This window comes from Candidatus Formimonas warabiya (assembly GCF_002777255.1).
GTDB classification, from domain to species: Bacteria; Bacillota; Dehalobacteriia; order Dehalobacteriales; family Dehalobacteriaceae; genus Formimonas; species Formimonas warabiya.
On sequence record NZ_CP017634.1, the window covers coordinates 2315130 to 2336610 of the forward strand.

Here is a 21481-nt window from a genome sequence, read left to right on the forward strand (position 1 = left end):
TGCCATGAAAGCATGAGATCTTGCTAATGGGCTATTTTGTAACACAACAATTATCCAGGCTTAACACAACCTTAATAAATCAAATTTACAATATGAGTAAAAGAAGAAAGGGGGTGAGACAATGTTATTCTCAGACAATCATGTACACACGAACTTTTCCCCGGACAGCAATGCCCCCATGGAAAGCGTCATAAAAGGAGCGATCACTAAAGGATTGAAAGAACTTGTCCTTACGGACCATGTTGACTTTGACTATCCCAGTGACCCCAATCCCTTCCTCGTTGACTATGATAAGTATTTGGTCTCTTTCAACCAATTAAAAGCCAAATACCAAGAGGAGATTGCGCTACGCTTAGGGGTGGAAATCGGCGCCCAGCCCCATGTTTTAGACCAGGTCACCCATTTGCTGAAAAAATATCCTTTTGACTTTGTGATTCTCTCTACGCATTCGGTGGCCGGAATTAACTGCAGTGACCCGGAATTTTTTGCCCAATCCGTGCCGAAAGCCGCTTATATCAAATACCTGGAAGGCCTGCTGTCCAACGTCCGGCATTTTTCCGACTATGATGTATGCGGACACTTGGATTTTGTGGCCAGATACAATCCGCACAGCCCCAAAAAATTAGCTTACCAGGAGTACGCGGATATTGTGGATGCTATTTTAAAAACCATCATCCAGTCAGGACATGGCATTGAACTAAATACGGCCGGTTATCGCTACGGATTAAACCAGACCCACCCTTCGTTGGAAATATTGACGAGATACCGGGAATTGGGCGGGGAAATCATTACCGTAGGGTCCGATGCCCACAAACCGGAAGATATTGGCGCTCAATTTGCTTTAGCCTATGACATGTTAAGAACAGCCGGATTTAACCATATCACCCAATTTAATCAACGCCGGCCCTTCTTCATCAAGCTGGATCACTTTCAAAGAAATTTCCCCGTTACCGCTTAGAACCTGCCCGGTATCCTTGCTACGGATACGATCCGGCAGGTTATTTTATTTCCCCTCCTCTATCCTTCCTGAAAAATCTCCTTTTGCCATTTCCGGCCTGTCGGCGTGGCTGCTAATCCCCCTTCCGCCGTTTCTCTCAGCGCACAGGGAATCATTCTGCCCACCTGATACATGGCCTGAACCACTTCATCAAAAGGGACCACGCTTTCGATACCGGCCAGAGCCATTTCTGCGGCCACCAAGGCATTTGCCGTGCCCATCCCATTCCGTTTGGAACAGGGCGCTTCCACCAGTCCCGCAATAGGGTCGCACACGAGGCCCAAAAGGTTTTTCAGGGCGATGGCCGCTCCATGAAGGGACTGCTCCACCGACCCGCCCATCATGTCCACCGCCGCCCCCGCCGCCATGGCAGAGGCAGAACCGATTTCCGCCTGGCATCCGCCTTCCGCCCCGGACAGGGAAGCATTTTTCGCGATCACCAGCCCAATGGCGCCTGCCGATAAAAGTCCCTGGACCAATTGCTCTTCCGGTACTTGGTGGGTATGCTCCAGACTAAAAAACACGCCCGGAATCACCCCGCAGGATCCTGCTGTCGGCGCGGCCACAATCCGCCCCATGGCGGCATTGACTTCTGTAACGCTTAAGGCAAAGCTTACCGCCCGGGCCATGGTGTGTCCGCATAGAGGCACTGCTGTTTCTAAGCGGCGATGTAGTTTTTTGGCTTGTCCGCCAATCATTTTGCCGCGAAAATCCAATTGCTCGTTTAACCCCTGATAAGCACTTTCCCGCATCACATGGAGCTGAAACTTCATACTTTCCGTGATCTCCTGTACGGATTTGCCTGATTTTGTTTTCTCGTATTCAAGCATCACCTGATGCAAGCGCATCTTCTCCTGGCGGCAAATCCGGATCAGATCGGCACCGTTTTTGATCTGCACCGGGCAACCCTCCCTTTCTTCGTAAGCAGTTAAATAGGCTGCAGAACTTTTACTTTTAGAATATAAGAATTTTTTTCCAATTCTTCCACTGCCGCATGGGGAATATTTTCGTCCGTCTCCGCAATTAAGACGGCATGGGCCGCCTTATTCTCCCGGAATAATTTCATAAAAGCAATATTGATCTTAAACTTGGCCAGAACGGCACTGATGGCCGCCACAACCCCGGGAAAGTCCTGATGACAGGTGATCAGAGTAGGATACTCGCCCTCAAATTCCACATCCATCTCATTGATCCGGATGATTTTTATCTTTCCCCCGCCGATGGAGGAGCCGGTAACGGCCCATTCTTCTCCTGACACGGTTTTCATGACGATCTTCACGGTATTCGGATGGACCTCGCCCAAATCGGCCGTCTCAAAACGATAGCGGATCTGTTTTTCCCGGGCCAGATCAAAAGCATCCTTGATGCGGGCATCATCCGGCAACAGGCCCAGCACCCCGGCTAAAAGGGCCTTATCCGTGCCATGGCCCTTATGGGTTTTGGCAAAAGACCCGTGCAGGATAAATACAACCTCCTGAATTTCGTCTCCCGCAATCTTCCTGGCCAGATAACCAAGTCTTGCCGCGCCGGCGGTGTGTGAACTGGACGGCCCAATCATCACCGGACCGATGATGTCAAAAACGCCATATTCATTCAATCCCATCCCCTCCTTGATACTCACGATCTCCTATCTGTCTTCCGTCCCCCCATGTGGGGCCGCATGCTTCATGGCGCGAATTTTCGTAATCCTTAGGCCCATCATCTCCGCCACCCTAAAAACGTACTCCTTGTAGACAACTTCATCCCCCACGGCCGGTCTTCGGCCTAAGCGGGAAAAAACAAAGCCCCCAAGGGTGGAAATGGAATCATCCTCAATTTTTTCCTGGAGCAGTTCAGAAACCTCATCCAAAAGAACCCGGCCGTTGATTTCATAATCCTCGTCGTTTACTTTCGTGATCAAGGGTTGTTCCTGGTTGAATTCATCATAAATTTCTCCTACCAATTCCTCCACCAGGTCTTCCATGGTAACCAATCCCGCCGTGCCGCCGAATTCGTCGGCCACAACCGCCATGTGGGTTCGGGCGCTGCGCATTTTTTGAACCAGATGAGAAATAGGCATATTTTCCGGTACAATCAGGATATCCCGCTTCCCCTGGGCCAGGTCATAATGCTCCAGCTCTTCCTTACATTTGAATAAATCCCGGATATGGAGCAGCCCTAAGACGTTATCCTTATCATCATCACAAAGAGGATAGCGGGTGTGCCCATATTTATGGATCACCTGAAGCACTTCATCCGCCGTATCCTGCACGTATAGGCAGACCATATCCTGCCGGGGAATCATCACTTCGCTCACCACCCGGTCGGAAAACTCAAATACATTATCCAAAAGCTTTCCTTCCATTTTATCCAGGTGTCCATGTTTTTGGCTGGCTTCCACCAGCATTCTTAATTCTTCCTCCGTATGAGACAAATCTGCTTCATTGGCCGGCTGGATGCGCCAAACCTTCAAAAATGAATTGGCCAAACTGTTTAAAGCCCAAATAGCCGGATAGAAGACCCGGAAAAAAAGCCTTAAAGGTCCTGCCGTACGGAGTGCTAAAGCTTCTGCCCTTTGAATGGCCAGAGATTTGGGCACAAGCTCTCCCAAAACAATATGAAAAAATGTAATCAGCACAAAAGCAATGATAATAGAAATGGTATGGGTATAAAGAGGTGTCCATGCCGTGATATGGACAAATAAGGGGTCCAAAAGGGAAGCAATGGCAGGTTCCCCCAGCCAGCCCAGGCCTAAAGAAGCTAAAGTAATCCCCAGCTGGCAGGCAGAAAGATAGGCATCCAACTGGCTCGTCACACCCAATGCCACTTGGGCCCGGCCGGAACCATCCTCCGCCAGCTCAGCCAGCCGGGTTTTACGCACTTTGACCAGGGAAAACTCGGCCGCAACAAAAAAACCATTCAGCACCACCAACAAGAAAGCGGTGATAATTTTAAAAAAACTCCAAGCAATCCCGTCCATCGTTTAATGCTTTCCCCTCCTCCTGATTATTGTTTGACCAAACAAAAATAATGATACCCTTTTGAAATAAAAAACCTGGATGACTGGAAAAATTTTATCATTTAACTATTATTCGCTTGTTCTTCCAGGGAACCCTTCTCAAGAGCAAAGAAAAATGCTTTCCCGGAACAAAAACTCCCCCACCGCCTTGTCTCTCTGACACCTTAGAATTAAGCACCGAATAAAATACAGCAAAAAAGGATGGGAGTGAAAATTGATGTTACCCTGCAATTGGTATGGTATGTGTCCCTTTGGTCCGTCCCCAAACCCTTTCATGAGAGCCCTGGAAGATGAGGTGGTAGACGATGAGCAGGCTCTGCGCCAGGATCCGCCCCCCATTTTAAGCAACCCCACCCCCTCGCGTGTACTTTTTATGCGCAAAGAGCTGAGCGGTTATCCCAATTACGGTAATCCCAGCGGCAACGCAGACATCTTATACACAAACACCCAGGGAACCTGGACCTTCAACCTCCCCGCGGTCCTGGCTTTGGTGCTCAACAATGCCCGGAGAGTGGAACTGGTGATCCGGGGGGCCCTGGATGACCACTACAACGTACCCGAAAGCCGGTATAGTATGAGCGTTCTGTTCAACGGCGTACGGCAAAATGTTCCCGCCAGGCTGCCTTTCGTCCACGGCCGCCCCTCCGGCCAAAGGTTCGACAACTGGAATGAATTGGTTTTGACGGTTACCTCCGGCACCGCACGGATGAACAATCGGGTCACCATTAGAAACACCTCAAATACAGGGGATGGCGATTGGATTGCCTTCGACTGGATCGAATTAAGATTTTTCTTATAAAATCACGAACCTGGTTCAAGGAAAGGATGGTAAGGGAAAATCAAAAATCAAGGAGACGAAAGACGTGAACAATCTGACGAAACTTCCTGTCCAGGTTAATACAGTCCATCTGGTTAATCCGAGATTAGATTCATTCTATCCTGTGATAAGAGGGATTACCGACAAAGAGGTGGAAAAAAAAATCAATGACACCATCTTGAGAATGGTGTACGACTTAATGCGGCAGCAAGGCTATTTTGAAGACAAAAACACCACCATCACCGCCTCCTATGAAATCAAAAACAACCAGAGAGGTATTTTAAGCCTGTCCTTGCTCAACTATGCTTTTTCCGGGGGAGCCCACGGCTTAACCATCATCAAGTCGCCCACCTTTTCTGTGGAAACAGGCAAACTTTATACCCTCAAGGATTTGTTTAAACCCGGGGCCGACTATGTGGCCCGCCTCTCCCAACTGGTCAAGGCACAAATCATCGCCCGGGATGTCCCGGTATTTGAAGAATTTACCCAAATTAAACCCGACCAGGATTATTATATCGCCGACAAAGCATTGGTAATCTATTTCCAGCTCTACGACATCACCCCCTATGCCTATGGATTCCCTTACTTCCCCATTTCCGTTTACGATATCCAGGACATCATTGATGAAGAGGGACCTTTGGGCGCGATGCTGGGATCATTCTAAGAAAAAAGAGGGACGAAATTTTTCGTCCCTCTTTTTAGTGCTGGTCCGCTAAGCTGAGGGGAAATATGGAGCAGGCTATTTCCCCTTTAATTTTTTCCAATTTCTCCGGTGTATCCGCCTCACACCTGACGATCAGTTCCGGGCCCGTGTTGGATGCCCGCACCAGTCCCCACCCTCCCGGAAACTTTACCCGCACCCCGTCAATCTCGATCATGGGCAGATCTTTTTTCCGAAAATATTCCTTTGCCTGGGCGACATAATAAGGTTTTTTCTCTTCGGTGCAGGCAATGCGCAATTCCGGGGTGGAAAAAGTCTTGGGTATGCCGGATAACAAATCGCTCAAAGATTGATCGTTTTGGGAAAGAATTCTCAGCAGCCGGGCCGCGGCATAAATAGCGTCGTCAAAGCCGAAATACTCGTCGGCAAAAAACAGATGGCCGGACATTTCTCCGGTAAAAACAGCCTTTAGCTCCTGCATTTTGGCTTTGATCAAGGAATGCCCTGTTTTATAAAAAACAGGCTTTCCCCCCAAGCGTTCAATCTCTTGAACCAGGAGATCAGAGCATTTTACCTCCACAATCCCCGGGGTACCGGGATATTTGGGCAGGATTTCTCTCCAGAAAAGGACCATCAGCATATCGCCCCAAATAATGTTTCCTTGATCATCCACAACCCCCAGGCGGTCCCCATCGCCGTCAAATCCCAGCCCCAGATCCGCTCTGTTTTCCTTTACGGCCTGAATCAAATCATGGAGATTTTCCGGCCGCACCGGATCGGGAAAATGGTGGGGAAATTCCGGATCCGAATCACAATAGAGGGGGATCACCTCACAGCCCAGGGCCTCGACGATCTCAGGAGCAAAATAAGCCGCGGTGCCGTTTCCGCAGTCTACCACCACCTTCAGTTTTTTGGCACCCAGTTTAACTTTATCTTGAATCATGGAAAAATAATCACTGACCGGTGAGTGATACCCCAATGTTCCCCTCCCCCGGGCAAAATCGCTTTGACGAATGATCTGTCTCAATTCCTGCAGCTCTTCCCCAAAAAGGGTCCGCCCCCCGTACTGTACCTTAAAACCGTTGTACTTAGCCGGGTTGTGGCTGGCGGTAATCATGATCCCTGATTTTATCCCATAATGGTAGGTGGCAAAATAAAAGATGGGGGAAACGACCACACCGATATTTCGCACATGCACGCCCGTGGAAAGCAATCCTAGCACCAGATGCTGAAAAATCACCGGAGAAGATTTCCGGTTGTCCTGACCCACAATCACCGTGGTCTCTCCTTTTTTTTTCACAAATGTGCCGAATGCTTTACCGATTAATTCGGCATCATACTCGGTAAAGTCTTCTCCAAATATGCCCCGAATATCATACTGCCGAAAAATACACTCCTTAACCCCGCTCATCGCCCATCCTCCTTGAAGCTTAAATCCTGCATCCACCATCAAGCGCTGTTTTGATGCAGGATCATCTGCTTCAATATATGCAGGCGCACCCCAACCTGCTTTTCTTCGGTCTGGCCATGTTTTGGGGACATTCCTATCTTTAAGTGTCGGTTTTCCCTCAGAACTCTCTGCCTTGATAAAATTTGATGGAAAGCCCATAAGAAACCACCATCAGAACAACCACTAAAACAAACAAAAGGAATAAAATCATGCTCTCGGACTGTCCGGCCATAAACCGGATAAACCCCTGGGCCAAGACACCCTCCCGGTTTTTCACAAAATCCCCTAACAGGGACAGGCCGAAAAAGCCGCCGAAAAACAAGACAAAATTAAGCATGCGGGACTTGACGTAGCCGACTTTGAAAAACACAGGTAAATAGATGCCATTCACAAAAACCACGCCGGCCATCGCACTGATCAAGCCTTCCCAGCTCACGGGATAGGCCTGGATCGGCAGCCCCAAAAGATGCACAATTCCGGCGACCGCCAGGTAACACAACAGCCCCATGGTAAAAAAAACCAGCACAGAAAGATACTTGGACCTGACCACCTGAGCCCTGGTGATGGGCAGGCTGTTAATGAAAACATCCGATTTATTTTTTTCATCATAGGTGCAGGAGGTCAGTACCACCAAATAATTAAACGCCACAATAGCCGCGGGAAACATAGCGTTGCCCATATGTTGAAAGGCGATGATCACAAAAAGGATATAGGCAAAACTGAACAATACGGTTTTCTTCTGGACCAGAATATCTTTCAGCACCAGACTAAGCATGAGCACCCCTCCTTGTGTAATAAAGCATTACATCCTCTAAGGTCGGCTTTTCTATCAATACCCGATCGCCCAACAGCTGCCTGACCCTTTGTTTATCCTGGACCAAGCCTTGGAAGCCAAACTGGTTTTCCTTGATGCCGATAAAATGCGTCCGCACATCACCGGTCAAAAGTTCTTTTCCCCCCCGCACCAGGCCATACTTTTCTAAAAGATCATCTTTCCCCGTACTTAACACGATCTCTCCTTGATCGATCAAGGTCACATAATCAGCAATCTTTTCCAGGTCGGAGGTGATGTGGGTGGAGAAGAAGACCGCCTTCTTCTCATCCTGCCTGATCCATGACAATATTTCCAGCAGCTCATTTCTGATCACCGGGTCCAAGCCGGAAGTAGGCTCATCCATGAGGAAAAAATCCGCTTGATGGGAAAGGGCCACCGCTAAGGAAAATTTCATTTTTGTCCCTTTCGATAAGCTTTTGATTTTCTGGTGCGGAGGCAGGTCAAAATCTTTGAGATACTGGGAAAATACTTTTTCATCCCAGTTCCGGTAAAAAGGGGATAAAATTCTTTTCATTTCCCGGACCGTTAATTCTTCATAAAAATAATTTTCATCCAGGACAAAACCGATGCGGTTCTTGATTTCTATTTCGTTCTTCAGATGATCCCGGCCGAAGATTTTTATTTCTCCCCTGTCTTTCTTCAGTAAATTGAGGATCAGTTTCATGGTGGTACTTTTTCCCGCCCCGTTGGGACCGATAAAACCCATAATATATCCCTGGTCCAGGGACAGATTGATATCCTTTAAGGTAAAACCGGAAAATTTCTTTTGTAACCCTTTAATTTCTAAAACCGGCGCCATTCTTTACACCTCCTCATAAAGTAAACGCAGCATGTCCTGAATCTCCTCCAGGGTCAAGCCAATGGTCTTAGCTGCGGCAACCGCTTCCCCCAGCTTCTCTTCCACCAGGCGCAGCCGGGTTTCTCTTAAAAGCTCTTTATTCTGGGCCGCCACATAAGAGCCTTTTCCGGGAACAGACACCAGAAACCCGTCTCTTTCTAATTCATCATAGGCCCTTTTGGTCGTGATCACGCTGATCTGCAGTTCTCTGGCCAAAGTCCTGATGGAAGGAAGCAGCTCCCCCTCGGCTAATTCCCCTTTGATCATTAAATCCTTCATCTGAAGCATGATTTGTTCATAGATGGGTTTATCCGAGGAATTTGAAATCATGATGTTCACTGCCGGATCACCTCACAGATGTGTAATTATTGTATATACTGTCTATATACATTATATATACAGTATGCACACCTGTCAAGAAGCCAAAAAAAATTGCCCGGGTATTTTAATCCCGGGACAATTCTTCAGGTTTCAAGATAGGCTTTCCGGCCTCAAACAGCACTTTATTGCCTTCCTTTTAAAGAGGGAAACTGCTCAAAAAGCCCTTTGATCTGATCATTTATTTTTTGGGCGTCCCATATTTGTACAAGCTGATCGGAGAGGGCATACTTTTGTTTCAGTTTGAGGATTCTGTAAACACTCTGGTCGATTCTGTCCGGGGAAATCAGTCCCGTTTCAGCGGCCTGTTGGAGCGCCTTTATCACGGCCTCTTCCTTTGCATAGTCATGGCACACCAGGATCATGTCACTGCCGGCGTTTATTGATTTTACCGCCGCTTCGCCGATCTCATAGCTGTTTAAAATAGCCCCCATGGTCATATCATCCGTGATCACCACCCCATCAAACCCCATCTTCTCCCTTAAGAGATCCGTAATGACAATTTGGGACAAGGAGGCAGGGTTATCCGGGTCAATTTTCGACAGCAGGATGTGGGCGATCATGATGGCGTCCACTTTATTCTTGATCGCCGCAGAAAAAGGCAGGAGTTCAAAACTGTTGAGCCTTTCCATGTCGTTGTTAACCGTGGGCAGCCCCAGATGAGAATCTGTGGCAGTATCACCGTGACCGGGAAAATGCTTGACCACGGAGATAATATTTTGCCCGTGCAGCCCTTTCATCGTTTGGATCCCCAGCTTACTGACAATACCGGCATCAGAGCCGAAAGCCCGGTCCCCGATCACAGGGTTCTGAGGATTGCTGTTAATATCCAGCACAGGCGCAAAATCCATATTCAGACCAAAAGAGTGCAATTCTTCCCCGATGATGCTGCCGATTTGATAGGACAAGCTGCTGTTATTCATTTCCCCAATTTTTTTACTGGTGGGAATTTTGATAAGCTCATCCGGTACCCGGGAAATCTGTCCCCCCTCTTCGTCGATGGATAAAAACAAGGGGATTTTGTTCACCCTATTGGTCTCTTTCAAGGCGTTGATCAGGGACAGCATTTGCTTGGCATCCCTGATATTCTGCTTTAAAAGGACAAAACCGCCCACGTGATAGTTCCCGATCATTTGTTGGACATGATCATCCTTTTCATAGCCGTCAATCCCGGCCATCACCATCTGTCCGATTTTTTCGCTCAGATTCATGGTTTTCATCTGTTCTCTAATGGGGTCAACTGTATTTTGTTCCGTATTGCTCCCATGCGCCGGGCCAGGTGACGACACAGGGTCGTCACCCGAATTGTTATAATATTCCCGGGCAGCACCATAGCCAAAAGCCAAAGATACTGCAAAAGCAATGATCAATATCAGGTATTTGGTGCGCATCATCTCTTCCACTGCCTTCCCACGTTGTCCGTACCCGCGACCACACTTTACCTGCCCTTAAGGCATTCCGTAATCCTATTGTATCATATCTGATCCCTTATTTACTCACTGAAACTGATTATCTGGCCTTGGTCCGGCTGATAAGCAAAATTCACTTCCTGGCCCTGACGGCTAATCGTGAACACCAGGTTATTTTCTTGCCAGAATTTGGCATGCATGGTTTCAACTACCGTATTCTTTAACAGATGGGTCAGGTCTGTTTTTTCACCGGTATGCAAATTGTAAAGATAGGTGTATCCTTTGAAATCGGGATCATCATCGGAAAACAGGTCCAGGGCCAGATATTTTCCCTGGTTATCCAAGATCAGGTTTCCCACGCCCACATTGGCATTTCCTCCTACCTGCGTAATGGTGTCAATCAGTTTTAATTCCTTCGTATCAATATTGTAGCTGAATAGTTTCACATAGGCTTGCTGACCCTTTTCCTGGTCCTGCATGGCCTGCACGGTAAAGACCAACGTCTGGTCAGGTTCGTGGTAAGCCAGGCAGGAAATCCGGTAATCTCCCTTGGGTTGATCTTGCATGGGAATATGGGCGGCATCAAATAAAATCTCCTTCTCATTGCCTTTATTCAGAGAAATGGCTGTGTGATCGGCCGAGGTGATTTCCCAGTTTCCCTGCTCCTTGATGCTGTCGATGATAAACCCGTCGGCACCGGGGGACAGGTAAAACCTGGATTTCATCATCCGGAAATAAGCATCGGCGGTGGATGCCCAGTAAATTTCCGCATCTACGTAAACTTTGCCGGCTTCTTCTCCCGATCCGGTAATCTGGTATCCTACCTGACGGGGGTTGGATACCGTCAGTATTTCCGGGGGTTCTTTCATCAGGCTTTTGGCATAATCGTCATCCCGGACAATCAGCGCTTGAAGAAACCTTTTCACGGTTTCTTCCCCAGACAGCTTTTCCGTGGAAAAGTCAACCCGCATCACGCGCATCAAAGCCTGAACATTGTTGTTTTTCAGGACATAAAGACTTTCCCCGTCACTGCTCCACACCGGATCATAATAACTGTATATGCCGGAGTATGCCAACACCTGGGGAATGCCGGGTTTCAACCCTTGCACCCAGTCCTTTTCATCGATATAACGATGGGGATAATTGGCGGTCACCTGTTTACTCGTTTTGAGACTGATATCGGCAATCCAGACATTATCCACCGACTCCGTCACGCGCGCATTTTCCCCGATCTGACGGGATGTTTGGCTCACCTTCACATAGGCCGCGTAATTTCCGTCCGGCGATACGGCGGGAAATCTTCCCGCATCAATCACCTGCTCCGTACCGTCTTTCAAGTTCTTTAAGATAATTTGGTTTTCCTTTTCGAAGACAATGGCTTCCCTTCCCTTTACATAGGCCGGATAAGCGCCATCCGCCAGTTTCCGGGATATTTTCCTGCTCTTCACGTCCATCTCATAGATCCCTGATTCCTTTACCGTAAAACCGTGGGTTTCGCCGGGTTGGTAGATTCTTTTCACAAAAATGATCCGTTCCCCGTCGGGGGACCAGGACGGTTCCTCATAGTACAGAACAGCACCGTCTCCCTTTAAAACTTCCTGTACTGTTTGGGAAGCCAAATCGTAGATTTTAATATTGCCGTCCGCAAGGAGCAGCTTTTTCCCATCCGGGGAAACCTGCACCTGAGCATCCTGATCATAAACCTGGCGAAAACCCTGCTGATCATATGCAAATACTCCTTTTCCGGCGATGGGCATATAAACGGTCCCTTGATGCTCGGATACTTTCAGGCTGGCGCCCTGCCCGATATCAAGAAAGGACACCTGATTGGATATTTTTAAAGAAGCCGCATAAACCTTTTCCCCAAAATTCTCCGGAGAAACAATATTAAAGAAAAAAGCCAAACAGGCGGCGGCAGCAATCAGACCGAATAGCGCCAGCCTTTTTCTCCCCTTCTTATTTATGACCAGAAAAGATGCCCGCAGGCGGTGCTTTAAATCCTCATTCACCGGTATCTCCTGTTTCAATTTTCTCAATGAATCTTCAATTTGATGCTCGTCATGATGTTCGTCCATTATTTTCCCTCCATACACCTTTTTACCGCTTCTCCCAGCTGTCGCACAATGCGCAGGGTCTTCATCTTGATCGCATCCCCGGTTTTTCCCATGATGGTGCCGATTTCTTGATGGGTCAGGTCGGCAAAGTACTTGAGATTGATCAGCTCCAGATCTTCTTTGGCAAGGTTTTTTAATCCCTTTTTCAGACACCTTAATTCATCCTGTTTCTCCAATGCCTCCTCAAAGGAAAAGGTATAGGTATGCTTTTCCAACTCTGTGTCCTCCACCACCAGATCCCTCTTTTTCCGGTAAAAATCAATCACCGTATTCCTGGCAATGGTCATGAGCCAGGCCTTAGGGTTGTCTCTTAAGGAAGTGAATTTTTCAAAAGCCTTGCGGAACACTTCACTGACTAAATCATCGGCATCCCATTTGTTTCCGGTTTTGAACAGGGTATACCGGTAGACATCGTCAAAAAATTGATCATAGAGCATTAAAAATTCATTCTGCACGGGCGGCGCCTCCTTATCTACCCATATAGACGTAAAAAAGGACTGCCGGTAACACGGAAAAACAAAACTTTTTCGAGATCCGGCTACCGGTAACCGGAATCCGGGAACACCCAATAAGATAAATCCTCGCAGCATAAGAGTTGAAGCACGCGGGATGGAATAAAAAAGCCGGGAATTATTCTTCCCGGTTTTTTGCTTAAACCAAATTTTGTTGATAATTTTCCACCAAATATTTTTTCCCCTTCTGGATCACCCGGTGTCCTTCCTGCTCCAGCAATTGCTTTTGGTATTCAATACCGCCGGGATACTTTTCGTTCAGGATCCCCCCTGTTTTCAGGGTCCGCCAGTAAGGAGTGGTGCCATCTTTCCCTTCACCCCTGGCCTCCTCGGCGGCATGGGAGGCGATCCAGGCAAAAATACCCGTCGTCATGGGACAGCCGATGGTCGCTTGGTGCTTCTCCGCCAGCTTTTGACGGATCTCGTTGATGGTGGTGAGCTTTCCAAAGGGCACACTTTTCATGAGTCCGTCAACTTCCCGGGGCGCCGGAATCACCACGGTACCCGTTCCCCACTTTTTACTCATTCTCTCCGTAATCGGTTCTACTTTTGGCAATCCCTGGCCCTCGTTCAATTTTTCCTGCCAGGATTTTTTCGTGTTTTTACCCATCGCCAACCTTCTTTCCTTTCCCCATATGAAGCAACCCTACTTCACTCGATAGAACAACCCTCACAGGCAGCTTCCTTCCTTGTTTACGTAGCCTTGGCGGGTCTCCAGACAGGGACAGATATTCTCCGGAATATTGTCAAAACGGCAAGGACAATAAAAATCGCCAAACCGCTCATTCTTTTCCAATAGACCCCTCACGATCTCCTGTTTATTCTCATCAAAAACGTAACCCCTTAGTCTGGCATAATTCTCTACCCGTTCCAGTATTTCCTCTTCCGGTTTTTGAGGAGATCGCACCGCTTCTAAGGGATGTTCCTGGGCGATGGTCAATTTGGCCCCGCACACCGGGCAAATGAGGGTCTCACCGGTGTGGGGAGGTTCTTTTACCAAAAAGCTGACCCGGCATACCGGACAGTATACTTTATCCCTCACTTTTCAGGGCCTCCTTAATCTCTTCCGGTTTAAACCCTTGAATCACCAGGTTATTGACGACGGTAATAGGAAAGGACCTTTTTCCCGTCAGTTTATCAACCTCTTCCAGGGCCTGCTCCTGTTCTTTGCCTGCAATCAGATCCACATCAACAACTTCAAAATCTATCCTTTCATCCCTAAGAAACTGTTTCACCTTTTTGCACCACGGACATGTAGATAAGGCATAGACTTTAACCATTTCTTGGCCTCCTTTAAATGAGATTATTCCATCAGGTTATTGATCATGAAGATATAATTCGACGATAGTCTTCCAGTTCCTTTCGCAAATAAGCTTCCTTTGGGGCAAAAATCACCTACAGCATGCCTTTTTTCAGCAAAAACAAGGCCCCTAAAGCGGAGACAAAAATAGAAATCACGATCACGGCAAAAAAACCGTAGGCGGTATTTTGGAAAGGGATGCCCACATTCATGCCGAAGAAGCTTGCCACCATCGTAGGCAAACTGATAATAATCGTAACTGCAGCCAAGAACTTCATCACTATGTTTAGATTGTTGGAAATGATGGAGGCAAAGGCATCCATGGTCCCATTTAAAATATTGGTAAAAATGTGGGCCATGTCAAGGGCCTGCTGATTTTCAATAATGACATCTTCAATCAGGTCCTCGTCTTCACTGAACTTTTCTAAAAAGCTGGTATGCACCAGTTTTTCTGCGGCCACCCGGTTGGAACGCAGAGAAGTCGTAAAATAAACAAGGCTTTTTTGCAGATTGAGCAGACGGATCAATTCTTTGTTTTTTAATGATTTATGAAGTTCCAGCTCGATTTCTTCCGACTTCTTGTTGATTTCACGCAAATATTTCAAGTACAGGGTGGCTGTTTTGTATAAGATCAAAAATAAAAAGCGGGTTTTTTTGTAGGTGGCGCTTCCTTTGTGATTGCCCGTACAAAAATCGTCCAGAACGCTCACCTGGTCCAGGCAAATGGTGACAAAGAAGCCTCCCGTGACGATGATGCCTAAGGGAATGGTATCATAATAGGAGTCATGTTGGATAAACCGGGGTACATCAAAAATGGCCAACATTTGGTCGTCGTCAAATTCTACCCGGGGACGTTCTTCCTCATCTAAGGGATACCGTAAAAAATCATAACTGATCCCTGTTTCCTGTTCCACTTTGTTAATTTCTGCCTCTGTGGGATCAACCAGGTTGATCCAAACCCCCTTTTCAATTTTGTCCCACAAAAGAGTCGTGCCGTCATCTAAAGTTTTCCTAATAATTAACATTTTCCCCTCCAGAAAAGGCAGATAATTCTCCATGCGTATGGATTCCACTCTTATGTTACCTTACCGGATTATCATCTATGCGTAGAATATAGTATAATGTCAGGGGACACACCTCATTCAGGAAGCAAGAAAAGGAAAGTAGTGCAGAATGTCCCCCATCAGCACCACATTCCCACAAAAGGAAGGAAAGATCATGCTTCAACCTGAAACCATTGCTTCTTTTCTGGATGCTTTAGGCTCCTATGCCCTTCCGGTCAGCTTACTCATCAGTATCATCATTGCCGTGCTGGGACTTGTGCCTTCTATTTTTGTCACCGGGGCTAATATCCTGTTATTCGGTCCTCTTTATGGATTTCTCATTTCCTGGCTGGGTGAGATGCTGGGGGCGGTTGTTTCCTTTTATCTTTACAGGACCGGATTCAGAAGACCTTTTACCAACCTGGCGCAAAAACACCCCCTGCTTGGCGGCATTACGGAAAGCACCGGTTGGCAGGCCGGCCTGTTCATATTTCAAGCAAGACTCTTTCCTTTTTTACCTTCCGGCATCGTCACCTTTGCCGGTGCGGTAAGCAAGATCAATCCGGTCCTGTTTTTGTTGGCCACCGCTTTGGGGAAAATCCCTTCCCTCATCCTGGAAGCCCTTGTCAGCTATGATTTCATCAATATGGACCGGAACTGGATCCGGCTGGTGTTTACACTGGTATCCCTGACCGGGCTATACTTGCTCTGGAAGAAAAATAAACGGGCCTCCAAAAAGTGTTCCTAAAATGTTGTGCGGCTTATTTTTCGTGATAAAATTGTCTTAACAACAATAAAAATCGGGTGAAAGAATGATGAAAAGCAAATATTATTACGGCCCCATCCGGTCCAGAAGATTAGGGAGATCCCTGGGAGTTGACGTGATTCCTTTTAAAACCTGCAGCCTGGACTGCATCTATTGTGAATGCGGGCCGACAAACTGTTCTACCTTAGAAAGAAAGGAATACTTCCCCACGGCAGAGATCATCCGCTCTTTAGACAGCTGTCTCAAGAGCAAGCCCGCCTTAGATTTTATTACCTTTGCCGGTTCCGGAGAACCCACTTTGCACAGCGGCTTAGGGAAAATAATCAGCTTTTTGAAAGAAAGCTATCCTCAGTATCAGGTGGCCGTGATCACAAATGCCACCTTACTCCAGGATGATCAAGTGATCCGGGACCTGCAAAAAGCGGATTTAATCATTCCTTCTCTGGACGCCGTTTCCCGGGAAGCATTTGAAAAGATCAACCGGCCCATGACCGGTTTGAGCCCTGAGACCATTATTTCCGGCATCCAAAACCTGAAAGAAAATTTTTCTGGCGACATCTGGCTGGAAATTTTCCTTGTCCCCGGAATCAACGATACGCAGGAAGAACTGGCTTTGTTTAAAGAAGTTTTAGAAAAACTAGGGATTCGCAAAGTCCAGTTAAATACCCTGGACCGGCCGGGAGTTGTGGACTGGATTCAGCCCATCTCAAAAGAAGAAATGGAAAGGATTGCCTCCAGCTTGGGGAATGTGGAAATAGTAAGGAAGCTCTGACAGATTTCCTGCCCACTTTTAACCATTATGTTCTAGTATGTTGATCATGAAAACTACACAAGTTAATGAAAGAAGAAATTAACAGACTGGTTCAAAAATTTTGATGTGGAGGGATTTATTTCATGCATCAACAACAGAATCAACTTCAAGAGGCTCTCAATGCTGCTCAGCAGGCTCAGCAAATACTAAAACAAGCAAATAACAGTCCGGATCCCCAGTTGATTCAAAAAGCCCAGCAGCAGGTCCAGAAAGGACAGCAGGCCCTTCAACAAGCCCAAAGCCAGCCGGGAGCCCAATCAAACGCCCAGTTTCAGCAAATTCAACAGCAATTAAACCAGACCCAGCAAACCATCACCCAAACCCAGCGGGTCCTGAATCCGCAACAATCACAGACCCAAAGGCCGGATGTTCACTAAGAAAACCTTCTTTTTTAAGCGCCGCAGTAATGATTACTGCGGCTTTTTATGGAGTACTCTCCTCCTTGATCCAGGCAGTTTCCAGGAGGCAGACGGTTTGGCCTTGTTCATTTTCAATCTGATGGAGCCCCGTTATTTCTCCCTTTGTGCCATGAATTATTTCCGTGCAGACCCGCACCTTTTCTCCAAACAAAGTGGACCTTTTATAATTGATCCTGATGCGGTGCAAAACACATTTCACAACTGTTTCTATGGGCATGGTTTCCATAGCCCATTCTAAATACTTGACATTGTTGACGTGCCGATTGGTATCGATATCACTGTACCGGACCCCGAATTCCTTTTCCACGTCTACCCGGGAAAGCTCCCTGGGCTTGCTCATCTCCCTTTGCGGCACATCTTCCGCCGCTACCCCATATTTTTCAAACATAAAGAAAGGAATTTTCGCAATCCTGTTTTTTGCCGTGTCTTTTAAAATCCATAAGGAATAGGCCTCTGCCAGACCTGTGCCGTCCGGTCCTTCTACGAAAAATTCCCGGTAGGCATAGAATTTGTCGAAAGCCATAGGCCTGGTGGAAACTTTTATTTCTTCGTCGAATACGGGATACTTTGCGATCCGAATATCCCACTGGATCAAGGGCCAGGCCAAATGATTTTCCGCCAGAAAATCGATGCCCACACCCAGTTCTTCGCTCTGGGCGGTGGCAACATCCTGCAGGTAATTGATCAGCGCTGCCGGCAGGATTCTTTTTTTATAGTCGATTTCATAGTAATGAACACGATAGTGACGTTCCTTTAAAAAACCCATGATTTAACCACCTTATCCTGAAAGTAAAAAAACAAATCCTGGCACCCTTGTTAATTCTGTGCCAGGATTTCATTTCCTTCCCATTCCCGATAAAATACCTTTTTTAGAGCATCAACAATTTACTTTTCTTGATAAAAGCCGATGATCTTCTCCCACACGGTGGGGTCAAAGTACCAGCCTCCGTGTCCGGATTCTGCAAATTCGCAGCGGGCACCCGGAATTTGACCGGCTAGCCTGCGGATTTCCTCCGGCGGGTTGCTGCCGTCGTAAAGCCCCCCATAGACAAGGGTCGGGCATGTGATCCGGGGCAGCCGGTCGAAGGTATCATGTTGCAGCACAGCCTTCATCTGGTTGGCATAACCTTGGGCACGTACCGGATCGGCCTGCATTGCTCGCTTTTTTGCCTGATATTGCTCTTCAAAATGTTTCACCTTTTCCGGATTTGCCGCCGCCCATGCTTCATCCTGCCGGATGTCCGACAGCTTTAATGTTTCAAGGGTAGACATTTGATCCAGTTTATCTATGACGACAGGTGCGGCACTATTCGCTCCACCCGCGTTCGTGACACATAATACCAGCCTCTCTACCGCAGAAGGATATCGAATCGCCAGCTCCTGTGCGATCATCCCCCCCATGGAAGCACCAAATACATGGTAGTGCTCCCAGCCTAAGGCTTTCGCCAGGCCGGCGGCCTCCTCGGCTAAATCGGCAATACGATAGGGTTCGCCGGAACTGCCCGACTCTCCGATGCCACGGGGATCATAGGCGAGTACGGCAAAATGTTTCGGCAGGGGCGAATTGGCGGCTCCCACCGGATTCTTCAGGTCCGCCCCAATCCCGTGAAGGAAAAGCAGCCGGGGCCCTGAACCATAAATCTCATAATTAATCTTGATGCCGTTTACATCTACGAAAGGCATGGTAAATCACTCCTCTTATCAAAATCATAAACACCCGAAATATTTACTCCTTTAAAAATATATTGATCAGGATCCTGGGATCCGGTGACTTGAATCTTTCGCCATGAGCGGCTTTGTTTAAGCCAAGCCCTTTGATCGTGGTCCAGAAAACAACAGCCAAATCCCGCGCATCATAAGCTCTCACAGAACCCTCCTTTTGCCCTTCGATCAGAATCCGTTCCATTACTTCATAAGGGAAATCACTTTGATTCCGAATGATATCTTTCACCTCCTGAGGAACAGCCTCCGATACGGTTGCTTGCAGGATGAGCAAATAATAGTAGGAAGTATTCTCATAGACATCAAACCCTTCCAGTAGTTTCTCAATGGCCAATATGATTTTTTCTCTTGGTGGTAAAGGTAGTTTCTCTAATTCCCTGCAGGCAGTATTCATTTTCTCAAAGGCGGAGCTGATCAGTTCACGAAAAATTTCTTCTTTCGATTGAAAATAATGATATATTAATCCCTGAGAAATGCCGGAAGCTGCGGAAATATCCGTAATTTTCGTGGCGGACAGACCCTTTGCCGCAAAAAGAATCAAAGCATTGGACAATATCTGCTCCCTTCTCTCATCCCGCATCTTTTGATTCAGTTCCCTATTTCTCGCCAAAAACAACATCCTTTCATTGATTGAAATTTCATTCAATGTAATTATTATAACAGATCCTCTGAAATTTACAATAGTCTTCTTTAGTATTTTGTGATACCTGGGCTTATTTATCCCCCCAAACCTCTTTGCTCACTCATGGTGCAACAAGCCGGATTCCCTGATATAGACCATGGGGAGCTGGTTAACCCTTAGCTCCCCACGATCTATATTTCTAATGTGACGTGATATCTCTTTTGCCGAATGCCCACAAGCCAAGTAGCGCAAATGCAGCGGCTGCCAACGACAAACCTATTACCGGCAATGCGGTAATTTGGTTTGTCGGGTAGACATGAGCAAAAGGAGAGAGGGCAAACACCGCGTCTGATACCGCCTGCTGCTCCCAAAAAAACTCGATTAAGATGAATACGCCCAGGATCGCGTAGCTAATCCCGGCCATTGCCCGGGGAACAAGTCCGAACAGAAATGCCGTGATCCCGGCAATTACCCATACCGCGGGAATTTTTACCGCTGTTTCGCCAAAGAGGCGGGCGAATTCTCCTGAATCTCCCGCAGCTAATGCCGCGCCAATCCCTACCGCTAATCCCATGAGGATGATCATGGCCGCTACCCCGGCAAAGGACAGGAGCAGGTGGCTCCGGATGAATCTGAATCTGGAAACCGGTAAGGCCAGCATGATCTCGGCACGCAGGGCTGCTTCCTCTGAGCGCAAACGCTGAATGACCAGAATAGGGTATATGCTCAGTATCATGCAAATAACATAGATCATCAGCGACATAAAGGCCCGATCGGCACCTCCGAGCCGCTCTACAAACTCCGCAAAGCCCGGAGCAGTAGAAGTGATGTCGGCCAGGATGGGGGAGACGCTCCCTAAGGCAAAACCAATGATGCAGAAGAAACTGCTCCAGGAAATAAATAAACCTTTTTGAAGGCGCCAGGAGAGGGCAAGGGGTGTTTTAAATCCTGGTCTTGCCGTTGTTCGTCCCGTCCGCTCGGGAATAAAACCTGCCCCCACATCCCGCAGCGATGATAACTGAAATGAAATCAAAACAAGCAAGGCAATGAGGATGGCGGCAACAGGCAAAACCATAAAACGTTCTCCGGCAAAGGAACGGATTAGCTGGGGCCATTCCAGCGGCGAGAGGTACATGAGCCCGCCCATGCTGCCCTTCATGTTCCATCCCACGTGAAATACCATCAGAAGTGCCAGCAAAGCGACGGATAAATTCGTCACGGAACGGGCACCTGTAAAAATTTGTGCGAAAACTCCGGCTCCGGCAGCGAAAAAGAAACCGCAAGAGCCTATTGCTAAAGCATGGGCCAGAGAGCCCGTGAAACCTAAGCCCACCGATCGCATGCCCAAGAGAATGAACGCAGCCATCACCGAATTAATCCCAAAAGCAGTGACGAGGGCAGCCGTGAGCGGGGCATGCCTTCCTACACAAACTGAGCCAAGCAGTTCCCGCCTGCCATCCTCCTCTTCACGGCGCGTGTGACGCATCACCATGATAAAGCTAAATATGGCGGCAAGAAGGGAGCACATCACCTTTGTGCGCCATGCGGTATACCCGGCAACACTGATATTGAGCACTTTTCCATGCATGGCGACAACGATGGGGTCATTCAAAGTGGCTCCGATCTCCCTAAGTGACTGCTCCGTAGGAAACATGGCAATGGTTGTCAAAGCTGTAGCCAGTACCATCAGCGGGGGAAAAAGAAGCCAGACCGCCAAGAACACTCGATTTTGCCGTAGATGAAGTTTAATCAGCCTTCCTGTTGCATAAAAATCATGGATCATCATGGG

General features: G+C 47.6%; 24 protein-coding genes. 6 read left to right on the forward strand and 18 right to left on the reverse strand.

Going from position 1 to position 21481, the window contains the following annotated elements:
* The first annotated feature begins 121 nt into the window (after positions 1 to 121).
* Entirely contained in the window at positions 122 to 958 is an 837-nt protein-coding gene (locus DCMF_RS10805) for a histidinol-phosphatase HisJ family protein (RefSeq protein ID WP_148134441.1), read from the forward strand.
* Between the two features lie 59 nt (positions 959 to 1017).
* Here DCMF_RS10805 and sdaAA read toward each other — a convergent pair whose 3' ends face one another.
* From sdaAA to DCMF_RS10820, 3 genes are read right to left on the reverse strand one after another with little or no spacing between them, the layout of a single operon-like run.
* Complete coding sequence (sdaAA, locus tag DCMF_RS10810) at positions 1018 to 1896, reverse strand: L-serine ammonia-lyase, iron-sulfur-dependent, subunit alpha (protein WP_148134442.1); 879 nt, start codon at positions 1894 to 1896, stop codon at positions 1018 to 1020.
* A gap of 29 nt (positions 1897 to 1925) precedes the next feature.
* A complete protein-coding gene (gene sdaAB / locus DCMF_RS10815; protein ID WP_148134443.1) occupies positions 1926 to 2594 on the reverse strand; it encodes an L-serine ammonia-lyase, iron-sulfur-dependent subunit beta in 669 nt (222 codons plus the stop codon).
* 30 nt (positions 2595 to 2624) lie between these two features.
* Positions 2625 to 3956 (reverse strand): hemolysin family protein, encoded by a 1332-nt coding sequence (locus DCMF_RS10820; RefSeq protein WP_148134444.1) that lies wholly within the window; start codon positions 3954 to 3956, stop codon positions 2625 to 2627.
* A gap of 256 nt (positions 3957 to 4212) precedes the next feature.
* On the opposite strand from DCMF_RS10820, the gene DCMF_RS10825 reads away from it, so the two are divergent.
* Together DCMF_RS10825 and DCMF_RS10830 are read left to right on the forward strand one after the other, a co-directional pair.
* Positions 4213 to 4794, forward strand: a complete 582-nt coding sequence (locus DCMF_RS10825; RefSeq protein ID WP_148134445.1) for a hypothetical protein — start codon at positions 4213 to 4215, stop codon at positions 4792 to 4794.
* A 64-nt stretch (positions 4795 to 4858) separates the two neighbouring features.
* Positions 4859 to 5476, forward strand: coding sequence for a DUF3298 and DUF4163 domain-containing protein (locus DCMF_RS10830; protein WP_148134446.1), 618 nt, complete (start codon positions 4859 to 4861; stop codon positions 5474 to 5476).
* A 34-nt stretch (positions 5477 to 5510) separates the two neighbouring features.
* Here the strand turns inward: DCMF_RS10830 and DCMF_RS10835 are convergent, their stop codons facing one another.
* The 11 genes from DCMF_RS10835 to DCMF_RS10885 all read right to left on the reverse strand — a co-directional run bounded on the left by DCMF_RS10835 (position 5511) and on the right by DCMF_RS10885 (position 15334).
* A complete protein-coding gene (locus DCMF_RS10835) occupies positions 5511 to 6884 on the reverse strand; it encodes a phosphomannomutase/phosphoglucomutase (RefSeq protein ID WP_148134447.1) in 1374 nt (457 codons plus the stop codon).
* 157 nt (positions 6885 to 7041) lie between these two features.
* Positions 7042 to 7698, reverse strand: coding sequence for an ABC-2 transporter permease (locus DCMF_RS10840; RefSeq protein WP_148134448.1), 657 nt, complete (start codon positions 7696 to 7698; stop codon positions 7042 to 7044).
* Positions 7691 to 8557: an ABC transporter ATP-binding protein gene (locus DCMF_RS10845; RefSeq protein WP_148134449.1), complete on the reverse strand. Its 867-nt coding sequence runs from the start codon at positions 8555 to 8557 to the stop codon at positions 7691 to 7693. The genes DCMF_RS10840 and DCMF_RS10845 overlap by 8 nt, the downstream gene beginning before the upstream one ends.
* Positions 8558 to 8560: 3 nt before the next feature.
* Entirely contained in the window at positions 8561 to 8935 is a 375-nt protein-coding gene (locus DCMF_RS10850) for a GntR family transcriptional regulator (protein WP_148134450.1), read from the reverse strand.
* A 164-nt stretch (positions 8936 to 9099) separates the two neighbouring features.
* Positions 9100 to 10368, reverse strand: coding sequence for a beta-N-acetylhexosaminidase (gene nagZ / locus DCMF_RS10855; RefSeq protein ID WP_236860323.1), 1269 nt, complete (start codon positions 10366 to 10368; stop codon positions 9100 to 9102).
* Between the two features lie 98 nt (positions 10369 to 10466).
* Complete coding sequence (locus tag DCMF_RS10860; protein WP_148134451.1) at positions 10467 to 12458, reverse strand: TolB family protein; 1992 nt, start codon at positions 12456 to 12458, stop codon at positions 10467 to 10469.
* Positions 12458 to 12952, reverse strand: a complete 495-nt coding sequence (locus DCMF_RS10865; RefSeq protein ID WP_148134452.1) for an RNA polymerase sigma factor — start codon at positions 12950 to 12952, stop codon at positions 12458 to 12460. Before DCMF_RS10865 ends, DCMF_RS10860 begins: the two co-directional genes overlap by 1 nt.
* 196 nt (positions 12953 to 13148) lie before the next feature.
* The gene (locus tag DCMF_RS10870) at positions 13149 to 13619 is read right to left on the reverse strand and encodes an MGMT family protein (RefSeq protein ID WP_148134453.1); all 471 of its coding nucleotides are present in this window, start codon (positions 13617 to 13619) and stop codon (positions 13149 to 13151) included.
* Positions 13620 to 13679: 60 nt separating this feature from the next.
* Positions 13680 to 14051 (reverse strand): ferredoxin-thioredoxin reductase catalytic domain-containing protein, encoded by a 372-nt coding sequence (locus DCMF_RS10875; protein WP_148134454.1) that lies wholly within the window; start codon positions 14049 to 14051, stop codon positions 13680 to 13682.
* On the reverse strand, positions 14041 to 14289 hold the full coding sequence (locus tag DCMF_RS10880; RefSeq protein WP_148134455.1) for a glutaredoxin family protein: 249 nt from the start codon (positions 14287 to 14289) through the stop codon (positions 14041 to 14043). Before DCMF_RS10880 ends, DCMF_RS10875 begins: the two co-directional genes overlap by 11 nt.
* 115 nt (positions 14290 to 14404) lie before the next feature.
* Positions 14405 to 15334, reverse strand: a complete 930-nt coding sequence (locus DCMF_RS10885; RefSeq protein ID WP_148134456.1) for a magnesium transporter CorA family protein — start codon at positions 15332 to 15334, stop codon at positions 14405 to 14407.
* Between the two features lie 193 nt (positions 15335 to 15527).
* On the opposite strand from DCMF_RS10885, the gene DCMF_RS10890 reads away from it, so the two are divergent.
* From DCMF_RS10890 to DCMF_RS10900, 3 genes are all read left to right on the forward strand, one after another.
* Positions 15528 to 16100 (forward strand): TVP38/TMEM64 family protein, encoded by a 573-nt coding sequence (locus DCMF_RS10890; protein WP_148134457.1) that lies wholly within the window; start codon positions 15528 to 15530, stop codon positions 16098 to 16100.
* A gap of 64 nt (positions 16101 to 16164) precedes the next feature.
* Entirely contained in the window at positions 16165 to 16890 is a 726-nt protein-coding gene (locus DCMF_RS10895) for a radical SAM protein (protein WP_214659265.1), read from the forward strand.
* Between the two features lie 122 nt (positions 16891 to 17012).
* Entirely contained in the window at positions 17013 to 17306 is a 294-nt protein-coding gene (locus DCMF_RS10900) for a hypothetical protein (protein ID WP_148134458.1), read from the forward strand.
* A 46-nt stretch (positions 17307 to 17352) separates the two neighbouring features.
* Here DCMF_RS10900 and DCMF_RS10905 read toward each other — a convergent pair whose 3' ends face one another.
* The 4 genes from DCMF_RS10905 to DCMF_RS10920 all read right to left on the reverse strand — a co-directional run bounded on the left by DCMF_RS10905 (position 17353) and on the right by DCMF_RS10920 (position 21478).
* On the reverse strand, positions 17353 to 18114 hold the full coding sequence (locus DCMF_RS10905; RefSeq protein ID WP_148134459.1) for an acyl-[acyl-carrier-protein] thioesterase: 762 nt from the start codon (positions 18112 to 18114) through the stop codon (positions 17353 to 17355).
* Between the two features lie 119 nt (positions 18115 to 18233).
* The gene (locus DCMF_RS10910) at positions 18234 to 19031 is read right to left on the reverse strand and encodes an alpha/beta fold hydrolase (protein WP_148134460.1); all 798 of its coding nucleotides are present in this window, start codon (positions 19029 to 19031) and stop codon (positions 18234 to 18236) included.
* Between the two features lie 43 nt (positions 19032 to 19074).
* A complete protein-coding gene (locus DCMF_RS10915) occupies positions 19075 to 19680 on the reverse strand; it encodes a TetR/AcrR family transcriptional regulator (protein ID WP_214659266.1) in 606 nt (201 codons plus the stop codon).
* Positions 19681 to 19891: 211 nt separating this feature from the next.
* Positions 19892 to 21478 (reverse strand): ABC transporter permease, encoded by a 1587-nt coding sequence (locus DCMF_RS10920; RefSeq protein ID WP_148134462.1) that lies wholly within the window; start codon positions 21476 to 21478, stop codon positions 19892 to 19894.
* Positions 21479 to 21481 lie beyond the last annotated feature (3 nt).

Coding starts and splice junctions, on each gene's coding strand:
- DCMF_RS10895 (WP_214659265.1), top strand. CDS start 16,165: ATGATGAAAAGCAAATATTATTACGGCCCCATCCGGTCCAGAAGATTA.
- DCMF_RS10860 (WP_148134451.1), bottom strand. CDS start 12,458: ATGGACGAACATCATGACGAGCATCAAATTGAAGATTCATTGAGAAAA.
- DCMF_RS10885 (WP_148134456.1), bottom strand. CDS start 15,334: ATGTTAATTATTAGGAAAACTTTAGATGACGGCACGACTCTTTTGTGG.
- DCMF_RS10905 (WP_148134459.1), bottom strand. CDS start 18,114: ATGGGTTTTTTAAAGGAACGTCACTATCGTGTTCATTACTATGAAATC.
- DCMF_RS10805 (WP_148134441.1), top strand. CDS start 122: ATGTTATTCTCAGACAATCATGTACACACGAACTTTTCCCCGGACAGC.
- DCMF_RS10890 (WP_148134457.1), top strand. CDS start 15,528: ATGCTTCAACCTGAAACCATTGCTTCTTTTCTGGATGCTTTAGGCTCC.
- DCMF_RS10910 (WP_148134460.1), bottom strand. CDS start 19,031: ATGCCTTTCGTAGATGTAAACGGCATCAAGATTAATTATGAGATTTAT.
- DCMF_RS10900 (WP_148134458.1), top strand. CDS start 17,013: ATGCATCAACAACAGAATCAACTTCAAGAGGCTCTCAATGCTGCTCAG.
- DCMF_RS10845 (WP_148134449.1), bottom strand. CDS start 8,557: ATGGCGCCGGTTTTAGAAATTAAAGGGTTACAAAAGAAATTTTCCGGT.
- nagZ (WP_236860323.1), bottom strand. CDS start 10,368: ATGATGCGCACCAAATACCTGATATTGATCATTGCTTTTGCAGTATCT.
- DCMF_RS10880 (WP_148134455.1), bottom strand. CDS start 14,289: ATGGTTAAAGTCTATGCCTTATCTACATGTCCGTGGTGCAAAAAGGTG.
- DCMF_RS10820 (WP_148134444.1), bottom strand. CDS start 3,956: ATGGACGGGATTGCTTGGAGTTTTTTTAAAATTATCACCGCTTTCTTG.
- DCMF_RS10835 (WP_148134447.1), bottom strand. CDS start 6,884: ATGAGCGGGGTTAAGGAGTGTATTTTTCGGCAGTATGATATTCGGGGC.
- DCMF_RS10825 (WP_148134445.1), top strand. CDS start 4,213: ATGTTACCCTGCAATTGGTATGGTATGTGTCCCTTTGGTCCGTCCCCA.
- DCMF_RS10840 (WP_148134448.1), bottom strand. CDS start 7,698: ATGCTTAGTCTGGTGCTGAAAGATATTCTGGTCCAGAAGAAAACCGTA.
- DCMF_RS10920 (WP_148134462.1), bottom strand. CDS start 21,478: ATGATGATCCATGATTTTTATGCAACAGGAAGGCTGATTAAACTTCAT.
- DCMF_RS10870 (WP_148134453.1), bottom strand. CDS start 13,619: ATGGGTAAAAACACGAAAAAATCCTGGCAGGAAAAATTGAACGAGGGC.